The sequence below is a fragment of the Promicromonospora sp. Marseille-Q5078 genome, from assembly GCF_050315395.1.
In the GTDB taxonomy this organism is placed as follows: Bacteria; Actinomycetota; Actinomycetes; order Actinomycetales; family Cellulomonadaceae; genus Isoptericola.
The window spans coordinates 3,814,704-3,827,328 of the sequence record NZ_JBNPQG010000001.1; the positions used below are offsets into that span (position 1 = coordinate 3,814,704).

12 protein-coding genes are annotated in these 12,625 nt (G+C 76.7%); 8 read left to right on the forward strand and 4 right to left on the reverse strand.

Annotated elements, in window-relative coordinates; genetic code table 11:
- Nucleotides 1-22: 22 nt before the first annotated feature.
- The gene (locus ACQFYA_RS17550) at nt 23-1,081 is read left to right on the forward strand and encodes a zinc-binding dehydrogenase (protein ID WP_499126294.1); all 1,059 of its coding nucleotides are present in this window, start codon (nt 23-25) and stop codon (nt 1,079-1,081) included.
- A 72-nt stretch (nt 1,082-1,153) separates the two neighbouring features.
- Here the strand turns inward: ACQFYA_RS17550 and ACQFYA_RS17555 are convergent, their stop codons facing one another.
- Entirely contained in the window at nt 1,154-2,569 is a 1,416-nt protein-coding gene (locus ACQFYA_RS17555) for a C40 family peptidase (RefSeq protein ID WP_499126296.1), read from the reverse strand.
- Nucleotides 2,570-2,955: 386 nt separating this feature from the next.
- Between ACQFYA_RS17555 and ACQFYA_RS17560 the strand changes: the two genes are divergently transcribed.
- The 3 genes from ACQFYA_RS17560 (at nt 2,956) to ACQFYA_RS17570 (ending at nt 6,219) form a co-directional block, all read left to right on the forward strand.
- Nucleotides 2,956-4,332 (forward strand): bifunctional o-acetylhomoserine/o-acetylserine sulfhydrylase, encoded by a 1,377-nt coding sequence (locus ACQFYA_RS17560; protein WP_499126298.1) that lies wholly within the window; start codon nt 2,956-2,958, stop codon nt 4,330-4,332.
- A gap of 71 nt (nt 4,333-4,403) precedes the next feature.
- Entirely contained in the window at nt 4,404-5,630 is a 1,227-nt protein-coding gene (gene metX / locus ACQFYA_RS17565) for a homoserine O-acetyltransferase MetX (RefSeq protein WP_499127595.1), read from the forward strand.
- 160 nt (nt 5,631-5,790) lie between these two features.
- Nucleotides 5,791-6,219: a VOC family protein gene (locus ACQFYA_RS17570; protein ID WP_499126300.1), complete on the forward strand. Its 429-nt coding sequence runs from the start codon at nt 5,791-5,793 to the stop codon at nt 6,217-6,219.
- Between the two features lie 32 nt (nt 6,220-6,251).
- Here the strand turns inward: ACQFYA_RS17570 and ACQFYA_RS17575 are convergent, their stop codons facing one another.
- Nucleotides 6,252-7,193, reverse strand: a complete 942-nt coding sequence (locus ACQFYA_RS17575) for a hypothetical protein (protein WP_499126302.1) — start codon at nt 7,191-7,193, stop codon at nt 6,252-6,254.
- Between the two features lie 51 nt (nt 7,194-7,244).
- Between ACQFYA_RS17575 and ACQFYA_RS17580 the strand changes: the two genes are divergently transcribed.
- Nucleotides 7,245-8,204 carry a zinc-binding dehydrogenase gene (locus ACQFYA_RS17580; RefSeq protein WP_499126305.1) on the forward strand — a complete coding sequence of 320 codons (960 nt, stop codon included), beginning with the start codon at nt 7,245-7,247 and terminating at the stop codon, nt 8,202-8,204.
- A gap of 129 nt (nt 8,205-8,333) precedes the next feature.
- On the opposite strand, the gene ACQFYA_RS17585 is transcribed toward ACQFYA_RS17580, so the two are convergent.
- Together ACQFYA_RS17585 and ACQFYA_RS17590 are read right to left on the reverse strand one after the other, a co-directional pair.
- On the reverse strand, nt 8,334-10,034 hold the full coding sequence (locus ACQFYA_RS17585; protein ID WP_499126307.1) for a restriction system modified-DNA reader domain-containing protein: 1,701 nt from the start codon (nt 10,032-10,034) through the stop codon (nt 8,334-8,336).
- Between the two features lie 139 nt (nt 10,035-10,173).
- A complete protein-coding gene (locus ACQFYA_RS17590; RefSeq protein WP_499126309.1) occupies nt 10,174-10,491 on the reverse strand; it encodes an MTH1187 family thiamine-binding protein in 318 nt (105 codons plus the stop codon).
- Nucleotides 10,492-10,566: 75 nt separating this feature from the next.
- Between ACQFYA_RS17590 and cofD the strand changes: the two genes are divergently transcribed.
- The 3 genes from cofD to ACQFYA_RS17605 all read left to right on the forward strand — a co-directional run bounded on the left by cofD (nt 10,567) and on the right by ACQFYA_RS17605 (nt 12,625).
- Nucleotides 10,567-11,517: a 2-phospho-L-lactate transferase gene (cofD, locus tag ACQFYA_RS17595; protein ID WP_499126311.1), complete on the forward strand. Its 951-nt coding sequence runs from the start codon at nt 10,567-10,569 to the stop codon at nt 11,515-11,517.
- Entirely contained in the window at nt 11,514-12,227 is a 714-nt protein-coding gene (cofC, locus tag ACQFYA_RS17600) for a 2-phospho-L-lactate guanylyltransferase (RefSeq protein ID WP_499126313.1), read from the forward strand. Before cofD ends, cofC begins: the two co-directional genes overlap by 4 nt.
- A 68-nt stretch (nt 12,228-12,295) precedes the next feature.
- Nucleotides 12,296-12,625: a cupin domain-containing protein gene (locus ACQFYA_RS17605; protein ID WP_499126315.1), complete on the forward strand. Its 330-nt coding sequence runs from the start codon at nt 12,296-12,298 to the stop codon at nt 12,623-12,625.

Below are 12,625 nucleotides of genomic sequence, written 5' to 3' on the forward strand. Positions count from 1 at the left end.
CGACCCGGTCTACGGTGGGCGCATGCGTGCAGCCGTCATCCACGGACCCCGCGACGTCCGCGTCGAGGAGCGTCCGGACCCCCGGATCCTCACCCCCGGCGACGCGGTGGTCCGCGTCGTCGCCGCCTGCGTGTGCGGCTCCGACCTCTGGCCCTACCGCGGCGTCTCCGCGGTGAAGAAGCCGCGCCCGATCGGGCACGAGCTGGTGGGCGTGGTCGAGGAGCTGGGCTCCGAAGTCACGTCCGCCCGGGTGGGCGACTTCGTCGTCCTCCCGTTCACCATGAGCTGCGGCGTCTGCCAGTCCTGCCGCGCGGGCTACCCGGCCGCCTGCGACCTCGTGACCGGCTTCGGCTCCACCGACCGCGACGGCCATCCCGTCGACGGCGCGCAGGGCGAGCGCGTGCGCATCCCGCTCGCGCAGCACTCGCTGTTCCCGGTGGGCCGCACGGAGGCCGAGATCGAGGCCGCCGGACTCGTCCCGCACCTGCTCACCCTCGCCGACGTGATGTCCACGGGGTATCACGCGGCGTTCGCCGCCGGCGTGTCCGCGGGCGACACCGTCGCCGTGGTCGGCGACGGCGCCGTCGGGCTGTCCGGCGTGATCGGCGCCCGCCTGCTCGGCGCCGAGCGCGTGATCGCGATGAGCCGGCACGACGACCGCGCGGCCCTGGCGCGCGAGTTCGGCGCCACGGACGTCGTCGCCGAGCGCGGCGAGGAGGGACTCGCGGCCGTGCGCGACCTGCTCGGCGGGAACCTCGCCGACGCCGCGCTGGAGTGCGTCGGCACCGAGCAGTCGATGGACACCGCCCTGAGCGTGGTGCGCGGCGGCGGGCGCGTCGGGTTCGTCGGGGTGCCGCACGGACCCGACCTGAGCGTGCGGCGCCTGTTCGACCGCAACATCACCATCGGCGGCGGCATGGCGTCCGCCCGCCGCTACATGGAGACGCTGCTGCCCGACGTCCTGTCCGGCGCCATCGTGCCGGGCAAGGTCTTCGACCTCGAGCTGCCGCTGGCCGACACCGCCGAGGCGTACGCCGCGATGGACGAGCGCCGGGCGACGAAGGTGCTCCTGCGCCCCTGAGCTGTTGTGGGTACGAAAAAGGCTGGAACTCCCGGAGGAGTTCCAGCCTTTTTCGTACCCGCAGCGTCCGGGTCAGGGGCGGCCGGCGTACGGCATGACCTCGTCCCAGCGGACCGGCGTCTCGCGGACGGACAGCCCCGGCCGCGGGGCCTCGACCATCATCCCGCCGCCGGCGTAGATCGCGACGTGCCGGATGGTCGACGGGTCGGACGTGTCGTTGGCGTAGAAGATGAGGTCGCCCGGCCGCATCCGGTCGTAGGAGACCTTGCCGACCGTGAGGTACTGCGACCGGGACGTGCGCGTGATCCACACGCCCGCGGCGTCCCAGGCGCCCGCGGTGAGCCCCGAGCAGTCGTAGCCCGGGTTGCCCGTACCGCCCCACTGGTACGCGATCCCGATCTTCGAGCGCGCCCACGCCAGCGCCTCGCGTCCCTGGGCCGCGCCGCCCTGCCCGACGCCGCTGACCGGAGGCGGCTTCGGCTTCGGGTCGGGCTTCGGGTCCGGCCGCGGCGCGGGGTCCGGAGCCGGGTCGTGCGTGCGGGTCGGCTGCGGGTCCGGCGCCGCGTCGCTCGTGGCGGCGGGTCCGGCGTCCGACGCCTTGTCGTCGGCCGTCTCCTCGGCGGCAGCGGGGTCCGCACGCGGCGCGGTGGCGGGTGGGGCGTCGGTCGCGTCGGCGGCGGGCACGGCTGCCGACGCCGCCTCGGCCCGCGCCTTCGCGGCGGCCTCGCGGGCCGCGGCGGCCTGCCGCTGGCGGTCCGCGTCGCGCTGCCGCTCGAGCTCGACGCTCGTGCTGCGCAGGTCGGCGAGACGCGAGAACAGGCGGTCGCGCTCCTGCTCCGCCGCGGCGGTGCGGGCGCTCAGGTCGTCGGCGGTGCGCCGCGCGGTCGCGAAGGCGCCCTCCGCGGCCTCGCTGGCCTCCTGCTGCGCGGCGCGGGCGGCGTCCCAGCGGGCGTCGGCGTTGCGCGCGCTGGCACGCAGGTCCGCCTGGGCGGCGAGGGCGCCGGCGACCTTGCGGTCGACGGCGCGCTGCGCCGCGTCGGAGGACACGACCTCGCCGACGTCGCGCGCGCCGGTCACGACGTCGAGCGGCCCGAGCGCCCCCTCGCTCGCCCGGGCCGTGGTGCGGTACGCCTCGGCCAGCGACGACCGGGCGCGGTTCTCGGCCGCCTGGGCACGGTCGGCGCGCCGGCGCGCCTCCGCGGTCTCCTGCGTCGCCGTGGCGAGCGCCTCGCGCGCCTCGGCGTAGTCCTCGGCGGCGGTCTGCACGGCGGCCTCGGCGCGTGCGAGCTCCGCGCGGATCGCGTCCAGCCGCTGCTCCGCGCCGGCGACGTCGAGGCGGGCGGCGTCGACCGCGGCGTGCGCGGCCGCGAGGTCGTCGTCGGACGGCGGGTCCGCCCACGCGACGCCGCCGGCGACCGCGGGTGCGCCGGCCAGCAGCGCGACGACGGCCAGCGCCACGCCCCTGGGGGCACGACGGGTGCGAGCCATGATCTGCTCCTCCCCTGGGCAGACGCTCTCTCCGGGCAACCTCGCCCAGGCTCACCCCTTCCGCCGGGCAGCGCCACCCGAGAGTGCGGCCCCGGCGCGCAGAGCAAGCCGACACGCCGTCCATATTCTGGTCCCAGATGACGAGACAGCGCTGTCGCGGGGCCCGCGACGGGTCTACCGTCGTGCGCATGACCCGTCGAATGTGCCGCTGACCACCGCGCACGTTCGCCTGCCTGCGGCCGCTCGTCGACCCAGCCATCCGCTCCGCGTGCGCAGCCGACCGCCGCGGCCCGCCTCAGACGCGCAGGCGCCCTGAGAGCCACCGCGGCCCGATCACCGCCGAACGCGCCCGCCACCGAGCGGGCATCGAGCCCCAGGAGCATGTCATGACCACCCCGAGCTGGACCTTCGAGACCCGCCAGATCCACGCCGGCCAGACGCCGGACCCGACCACCGGCGCGCGCGCCCTGCCGATCTACCAGACCACGTCGTTCGAGTTCCCCAGCGCCGACGTCGCCGCCGACCGGTTCGCGCTCGCCGACCTCGGCCCCATCTACACGCGCATCGGCAACCCCACCCAGGAGGCCGTCGAGGCGCGCATCGCCGACCTCGAGGGCGGCGTCGGCGCGCTGCTCGTCGCGTCCGGGCAGGCCGCCGAGACGCTGGCGATCCTCAACGTCGCGCAGGCGGGCGACCACCTCGTGGCCAGCCCCAGCCTCTACGGCGGCACCTACAACCTGCTGCACCACACCCTGCCGAAGCTGGGCATCGAGACCACGTTCGTGGACGACCCGCACGACCTCGACTCCTGGCGCGCGGCCGCCCGCCCGAACACGAAGGCGTTCTTCGGCGAGACCATCCCCAACCCCCGCGCGGACGTGCTGGACATCGCCGGCGTCGCGTCCGTCGCGCACGAGGTCGGGGTGCCCCTCATCGTGGACAGCACGATCGCGACGCCCTACCTCGTGCGCCCGATCGAGCACGGCGCGGACGTCGTGGTGCACTCCGCCACGAAGTACCTCGGCGGGCACGGCGCCGCCATCGGCGGCGTCATCGTGGACGGCGGCACCTTCGACTACGCGGCGGACCCCGAGCGCTTCCCCGGGTTCAACGAGCCGGACGCGAGCTACCACGGCCTCGTCTACGCCCGCGACCTCGGCGTCGGCTCGGCCCTCGGCGCCAACCTCGCCTTCGTGCTCAAGGCGCGCGTGCAGCTGCTGCGCGACCTCGGCCCCGCCGTCGCGCCGTTCAACGCCTTCCTGCTGGCGCAGGGCCTCGAGACGCTGTCGCTGCGCGTGGAGCGGCACGTGGCGAACGCGCAGCGCGTCGCCGAGTGGCTCGAGGAGCGCGACGACGTGCGCGCGGTGCACTACGCCGGCCTGCCGTCGTCGCCGTGGCACGCGAACGCGCAGCGGTACGCGCCGAAGGGCGCCGGCGCCGTCGTGGCGTTCGAGCTCGACGTCGCGGACCCGGAGCGGGCGCAGGCCGCCGGCCGCGCCTTCGTCTCCGCCCTGCAGCTGCACTCGCACGTGGCGAACATCGGCGACGTCCGCTCGCTCGTCATCCACCCCGCGTCGACCACCCACTCGCAGCTCACGCCGGAGCAGCAGGCGCAGTCGGGCGTGACGCCGGCCCTGGTGCGGCTCGCCGTCGGGCTCGAGGGGGTGCAGGACATCCTCACCGACCTCGAGCTGGGCTTCGCCGCCGCGGCGGACGTGCTGTCCGGCACGACCTCCGGCACCACCGGCGAGGCGGCCGCGTGAACGGCATCACGCCCGGCCGCCTGCCGGTGCGCCGCGGGGGCGGCGTGCGCGTCGCCCCCACGGTGCGGTCGGTGGGCGGCCGCCACGCGGCCGGGCCGACCGTGCGCCCGACCCCCGTGTCGCGCGCCCGGGAGAAGCCGCCCGTGCCCGCCACCGGCGCGTGGCGCGAGGGCGACCCCGCCGCCGCGCGCCGGTTCGTCGACGTGGGCGCCGTCGAGCTCGAGGCCGGCGGTGTCCTGCCCGACGTCCGGGTCGCCTACGAGACCTGGGGCGAGCTCGCCCCCGACGGCTCCAACGCCGTGCTCGTGCTGCACGCCCTCACCGGCGACGCGCACGTCGCCGGCCCGGCGGCGCCCGGCCAGCCGACCGCGGGCTGGTGGTCGGACATGATCGGCCCGGGCGCGCCCATCGACACCGACCGGTACTACGTCGTCGCGCCCAACGTGCTGGGCGGCTGTCAGGGCACCACGGGGCCCGCGTCCGCCGCCCCCGACGGGCGGCCGTGGGGCGGGCGCTTCCCCCGCGTCTCGACGCGCGACCAGGTGACCGCCGAGATCGAGCTGGCCCACCAGCTCGGCATCGACCGCTGGTCGCTGGTGGTCGGGGCGTCCATGGGCGGGCTGCGCGTACTGGAGTGGGCGCTGCTCGGGCCCGACGCCGGCATCGAGGTCGAGCGCATCGCCGCCATCGCGACGACGGCGCAGACCTCCGGCGACCAGATCGCCTGGGCCCACCCGCAGCTCGGCGCCATCCGCGCCGACCCGCGCTGGCGGGGCGGCGACTACTACGACGCCGCGGACGGCGAGGGCCCGGACGCCGGGCTCGCGATCGCCCGCCAGATCGCGCACACCACCTATCGCACGGCGGCCGAGCTGGACGTGCGGTTCGGGCGGCTGCCGCAGGGCGGCGAGGACCCCCTGACGGACGGCCGGTACGCCGTGCAGTCGTACCTCGACCACCACGGGGACAAGCTCGCGCGACGGTTCGACGCCAACTCCTACCTGGTGCTCACCGAGTCGATGGTGAGCCACGACCTCGGGCGCGACCGCGGGGGCGTCGAGTCGGCGCTGTCGCAGATCACGGCCCGGGCGCTGGTCGTGGCGGTGGACTCCGACCGGCTGTTCCCCCCGGAGCAGGCGAGCCGCATCGCCGCGTGGGTGCCGGGCGCCGAGCCGCTGCGCATCGTCACGTCCGACTTCGGCCACGACGGCTTCCTCATCGAGTTCGACCAGCTCGGCCCCATCGTCGCGGACTTCCTCACGGGGGCGAGCGTCGAGGACGGCGAGCCCGGGTCGTGAGCACGGGCGGCCACCGCCGCACCGGGGGCGTGCCGACCGGGTGATTCCGCGCCCGCGAGGCGCGACACCGGTGCGGGTGTCGGCGGCCGCGCCTAGCGTGGTCACCGGCCGCCGGACCGCGCGGCCGGCTCACTCCCCGCAGCGCTGCTGGAGGCGACCCATGGTGCGGCTCAACCCCTACCTCAGCTTCAAGGACAAGGCCGCGGAGGCCCTCGAGTTCTACCGGTCGGTGCTCGGCGGCGAGCTCGACATCAGCACGTTCGGCAGCATGCCCGCGGACGCCGGCATGCCGATCGACGACGCCGACAAGGACCTGGTCATGCACGGCCAGCTCGAGACGCCGAGCGGCCTCACCCTGATGGCCGCCGACTCCGGCTCGATGATGCCGTACGTGGCCCCCACGAGCGGCGTCACCGTGGCGCTGACCGGCGGCGCGCAGGACTACGACTACATCGCCGGCGCGTACGCGAAGCTCGCCGAGGGCGGCACGGACGCCCTGCCCTTCGACAAGGCGCCCTGGGGCGACTTCTACGGTCAGGTCACCGACCGGTACGGCGTCACCTGGATGTTCGACGTCGACGCCCCCTGACGGGCCGCCCCGCCGGTCGGCCGACCCGGCCGTCAGCCGACCAGCAGGCTCTCCCGGCGGGCGGCGAGCGCCGCGAGCTCGGCGTCGACGGTCGCGGACCGCTCCGCGAGGCGCCGCCGGACCGCGTCCACGGCGCGACCGGCGGCGTCGACGCGGTCGCGCGCCTCGGCGATCCGGTTGCGGACGGACCAGTCGGTGAAGACGTTGTCGAACCAGACGTCGAGGGTCCGGGTGAAGCCGTCGACGCCGACGCCGCCGACCCCCTGCTCCCCGAGGTCGCCCAGCTCCACGGTGAGGTGCCGCAACGCGGCGTCGGCCTCGCGGAGCCGTGCGGCCGCCTTGTCGAGCCGGTCGTGCTTGGCCATGCTCGCGAGCATGCCGCCGTCGAAGAACGTGTCGTAGGTGGACCAGCCGTCGGCGCCACGCAGCTCGCCGGCCGCCGCCCCGAGGGCGCCCGCCGCGTGCTCGGCTGCGGTCTGCGCCTCGGCGACCTCGACCTGCCGGGCACGCCACGCCCCGACCTGCTCGGCCACGGCTGCCAGCTCCGCGGCGGCCGGGCCGCCGCCGCCGTGGACCCACGCCTCCTTGGCCGCGAGGGCGGCGCCCCACCGGGCCTGCACGTCCCCGAGCGCGGCCAGCTGCGCGTCCACGGCGCTCAGCTCGCGCGCAGCCGCGTCCCGGCGCGCCTGCGCGGCCGCCGCGACGTACTCGGCCGCCTGCTGCTCGGCCCGCTCGGCGTCGAGGCGCTGCGCACGGTCGCCGCGCAGCCCCGCCCAGACGCGGGCGAGGCTCAGCGACTCCAGCCGGGCCACGTCCGCCGTCTCGTCCTCGAGCGACGACCGCGCGGCAGCCAGCGTCTCCTCCGCCGCGGCCAGCTCCTGCGCGGCGCGCCCGCGGCGCGCGGACTGCTGCGCGTGCTCGACGACCGCGGCGCGCGCGGCCGCCAGCTCCTCCTCGACCCCACCGTTCGACATGACGGACAACCTAGTGGGAGCCACCGTCCGCCGGACAGTAGGTTGGGGCACATGCTCGCCGCCACTGTCGCCCGCTTCTCGCCCGACTCCCCGCTCGACGGCCTGGAGGTGGGCGACCGGCCGGAACCCGAGGCGCGGGAGCACTGGACCACGGTCGACGTGCGCGCCGCCACCCTCAACCACCACGACCTGTGGTCGCTGCGCGGGGTGGGGCTGCGGGCCGAGCAGCTGCCGATGATCCTCGGCACGGACGCCGCCGGGGTCGCCGCCGACGGCACGCGGGTGCTCCTGCACGGGGTGATCGGCGCCGACGGCCACGGCGTCGGGCCCGAGGAGCGGCGCACGCTGCTGTCGGAGCAGTACCCGGGCACGCTCGCGGAGCGGGTCGCGGTGCCGACCCACAACCTCGTGCCGCTCCCGGACGACCTGTCGTTCGAGGAGGCGGCGTGCCTCCCGACGGCCTGGCTCACCGCCTACCGGATGCTGTTCGGCGCGGGCGGCCTCGCCCCCGGCGACCGCGTGCTCGTGCAGGGCGCGGGCGGCGGCGTCGCCACCGCCGCCATCGTGCTGGGCGCGGCCGCCGGCCTGGAGGTGACGGCGACCTCGCGCTCCGCCGAGCGCCGCGAGCGGGCCCTGGCGCTGGGCGCGACGCACGCCGTCGAGACGGGCGCGCGGGTGCCGGGCCGCGTGGACGCGGTGATCGAGTCGGTCGGCCAGGCCACCTGGGCGCACTCGGTCCGGTCCGTGCGACCGGGCGGCACGATCGTCGTGTGCGGGGCGACGTCGGGAGACGCCCCGCCCGCCGAGCTGACGCGGGTGTTCTTCAACGAGATCCGGGTGCAGGGCGTGACGATGGGCTCGCGCGACGACCTCGCGGCCCTCGTGCGGTTCTGCGCCCGCACCGGCGTGCGGCCGGTGATCGACTCCGAGGTACCGCTCGCGACCGTGCACGACGGCCTGGCGCGCCTCGCGGCGGGCGAGCAGACCGGCAAGATCGTCGTCGTGCCCTGACCGTTCGCCGGTCGCGCCTGCCGCCGGTCGAACCCGCCGCCGGTCGAACCCGCCGCCGGTCGAACCCGCCGCCGGTCGAGCCTGTCGAGACCCGTCCGGTCGCGTCGCAGGCCCGGCCGACGGAGCGGCTCAGGCGAAGCGGTGCCGGTACGCGTCCATCAGCGTCGGGCCGCCGGCGCCGAGGCGCCACACGCTCCACCCGTCCGCCGTGGGCGACCCCGAGGCGGCGGACGCCGCGTGGTCGGGGTGCCAGTACCGGGAGCCGTCGGCCAGCTCGATGGCGCCGTCCTGGTGCAGCACCGCCTCGAAGTACTGGCGGCGCCGGGGGCGCGACCACACGATCGACGTCGGGTGGACCAGCGTGCTCGCCAGCGCGACCAGGTCCTGGTCCACCTCGTCGTCGCCGGCGACCGGCGACGCCCACGGCGCGGACTGCGCGGGCGGCTCGGACGGCGCCCAGGGCTGCGGCGCCGCAGGGGCCGGCGGTGCCGCCCAGGGCTCCGGCGGGACCGGTGACGTCAGGGGGTCGTAGCCCCGGGCCTGCGGCGGCGCCGACCAGCGGTCGTCGAGCGGGTCCGCGGGGGGCGTGCTGAGCCGCGGCGGCTCGAGCGGCGGCACCTGCAGACGCGGCAGGTCGTCCTCGACGCCGGACCACCGCGGCTCGGGCACCGGCAGGTCGAACGCCGGGGCGGCTACCTCGGCGAAGGCCTGGCCCAGGTCCCTCCGGCCGGTGGCGGGCGGCGCGCCCGCGTCGTCGAGCTCCGGGCGCGAGGAGAAGCGGTCGGCGCGCGAACGCCGGCGCGGGGGCGAGGGAGGCGCGGGGACGGGCTCCGCCCCCGACCGGCCGCCGGCGAGCGCGCGCGGCAGCCGCTCGTGCGTCGTGTCGAGGTCGGCCTCACGGTCGAGGCGGCCGGGGCGCTCCGGCGGCGCGGGGACCGGCGCGGGGACGGGCACCGGGAGGGACTCGCTCGGGAGGCCGTCGGCGGACGGGCCCGCGTCGTCCGACCGGGGACGGGCGGCGCGGCGGCGGGTGCGCGTCGGCGGCGCGACGCTCCCCGCGCGCTCGCGGGGCGGCTGCGCGGCCGCGGGCATCTTGCCGTTGAGCGCGAGCCCGACCGCGACACCCTCCGCGAAGGTGTCGGGGTCGACCGCGGCGGGCGGCTCGGCGGCGCGCGGCGCGACGTCGTCCGTCGCCGGGGTGCCCAGGGCGGGCGCCGTGTCGCTCGCGGGTGCCGACAGGCTCGGGGCCGTGGGCGCCGACGCGGGGTGGATCACCAGGGGCGACACGTCGACGAAGCGGCGCCCGTCCGCGCTGTGCACCACGCCCATCTTGAGCACCTCGACGGGCATGGTGGGCTGGCGCAGGAAGTCGACGGCGTTGAGGATCTCCTCGCTCGCCTCCTGGCAGATGATGATGAGCCGCGCGCTGCTGCGCCCCGGCTGCGAGCGCGTGATCGGCACGCTGTCGTAGAACGCGGCGACGTCGCGGTGGAAGGCCGACGGGCCGCCGTGGTACCGGTCGGCGAGCGCGCCGCGGGTCAGCCGGCCGGCGGCACCGGCGTGGTCCAGGGCGCGGGTGAGGGCGGCACGGTCGAGGTCGGCCACGAGCTCCACGACGACCGGCGACCCGGTGGCGTCGAGGGCGAGCAGATGCGGCTCGTCCGGGCCTGCGCCGGGACTGACCGGGAAGATCTGCTCACCGAGCAGACCGTCGATGTGACTGTCCACCACCTGGTGGGCGGTGGTCCCGACGCCCTGCGCGATTGCCGCGGGCGACCGGTCGGGCTGGACGAGGAGGGGCCGCTGAGCGTCGACCTCGAACAGGGGCATGCACACCACTCCTGGTTCGGACCACGGCCCGGGCGGCCGGATCCCGGGCACAGCCTACGACCCCCCGAGACGTGGCCCGCAACACAGTGTCCTCCCAGGCGAGGACGCTATCGCCCCGCGTTCCGGTATACCGCGAGCGCTACGCGTGTCCCGCGCCACCGTCGTCGGCGAGCCGCTCCTCGACCCGCGCGACCTTGGCGTCGAGCTGCCCGGTGTAGCCGGGGCGGATGTCCGCCTTGAGCACGAGGGAGACGCGGTGACCGCCCGCGCCCACGGCCTCCGTGGCGCGCTGGATCACCGGCATCACCTCGTCCCAGTCCCCCTCGATCTCGGTGAACATCGCGGTGGTGCGCGTCGGGAGCCCCGACTCGCGGACGATGCGGATGGCGGCGGCGACGGAGTCCGCCACGGACTCGCCCGCGCCGAGCGGGGCGACGGAGAAAGCGAAGACGGCCATGCCCCCCATCCTCTCCGCTGACCGAGCTGGTCGAAACCCGGGTTCCCACCCGCTCGACCGCCGTAGGCTCGTCGGGTGAGCACACGCGTCACCCTTCTCGCCGGCGGGGTCGGCGGCGCCCGCCTGGCGCACGGCCTCGCCCTCGCCCTGCCCGACGACGGCACCCCGACCGCGGACGGCGGCCTCACCGTCGTCGTCAACGTCGGCGACGACACCGAGCGGCACGGGCTGCTGGTCTCCCCCGACCTCGACACCGTCATGTACACGCTCGCCGGCCTGAACGACGAGACCCGCGGGTGGGGGCTGACCGACGAGACGTACACGACCCTCGACCAGCTCGCCCGCCTCGGCGAGGACACATGGTTCACGCTGGGCGACCGGGACCTCGCGACGCACGTCGTGCGGACCGCTGCGCTGCGCGACGGGCAGCCGCTCAGCTCCGTGACGGCGCGGCTCGCGGCGTCGCTGGGCGTGCGCGCCCGGCTCCTGCCGGTGACCGACGACCGGCTGCGCACGCTCGTCGACACCCCGTCCGGCCGCGTCGCGTTCCAGGAGTACTTCGTGCACCGGCAGCACGCGGACGCGGTGCTCGGCATCGAGCTCGACGGCGCGGATGCCGCACGGCCCGCGCCCGGCGTGCTCGACGCCGTCGCGGGCGCCGACCTGCTCGTCGTCGCGCCCTCCAACCCGTTCCTCTCGGTGGAGCCCGTGCTGGCGGTGCCCGGGGTGCGCGACGCCGTGCTCGCGTCGGGCGCGCGACGCGTGGCGGTGAGCCCGATCGTCGGCGGCCAGGCGATCAAGGGGCCCGCCGCGCAGATCCTCGAGACGCTGGGGCACGAGGTGTCCGCGCTGGGCGTCGCCCGCCTCTACGCCGACCTGGTCGACGTCATGGTGGTCGACGACGCCGACGCCGGCCTCGCGGGCCCGATCCGCGACCTCGGCGTCGAGGTGCTCGTCACGGACACGATCATGGGCGGCGCCCCCGGCCGCGAGCGCCTGGCCCGCGACCTGCTCGCCCTCGGATGAGCGCACCCACCGCGCGCGGCACCGTGGCGCTGGTGCCGCTGCGCGACGGCGTCTCGGGCAAGTCGCGGCTGGCGTCCGCGCTCGAGCCCGCGGAGCGGCGGCGGCTCGTCGCGGCCCTGGCGCGCCACGTGGTGGCCACCCTGCTCGCGTCGGACGGCGTCGGCCGCGTCCTGGTGGTCACGGCCGACGTGCCGTTCGCGACCGAGACCCTCGCGGGGCTCGAGCACGGCGGGCGCCTCGAGACGATCCCGCAGCCGCCGGACCGGCCCGGGCTGAACGCGGCGCTCGACGTCGGGCGGGAGCACGCCGTCGCGCGCGAGGCGGACCGCCTGCTGGTCGCCCACGCGGACCTGCCGCTGCTCGCGCCCGACGACGTCGCGGCGCTGCTCGTCACGGGTGCCGGCGCGACGGACGGCCCGGCGACGGACGAACAGGCGGCGGACGACCGGGCGCCCGTCGTCGTCGCGACCGACCGGCACGACGCGGGGACCAACCTGCTCCTGCTGCCCGCCGCCGCGCCGTTCCGCTTCCGCTTCGGCCCGGGCTCGCGGGCCGCGCACGTCGCCGAGGCGGAGCGGGCGGGCCTGCGGCCCGTCGTCGTGCGGCGCCCGGGGACCGCCGTCGACCTCGACACCGTGGACGACTGGGGCGAGCTGCCGCGCGACGTCCGCGACCGTCTGCGCGACGGCGTCGACCTCCCCCTCCCCTGACCCCGGGACCGGCCCGGGCGGGGCGCGGGCACCGCTGAGTTCCGCGCCCGCGCCCGGTCCACCCGGCCATGAGCATCCAGCTGATCGAGCAGTCCACCCTCCCGGACGCCGACTTCGAGGGATACCTGCACGGCGCAGGCGTGTCGGTGATGTTCGAGCGGATCGACCGGGACGGCGCCGGCCCCCGCCTGCACCGCCACCCCTACCCGGAGACCTTCATCGTGTGGTCGGGACGCGCGCTGTTCCGGGTGGGCGACGACGAGGTGGTCGCCGTGGGCGGCCAGATCCTCGTCGCCCCCGCCGGCACGCCCCACACGTTCTCCGTGATCGGGCCGGAGGTGTACGAGGCGCTGCACGTGCACGCGAACGACCGGTTCGTCACGGAGTGGCTGGAGTAG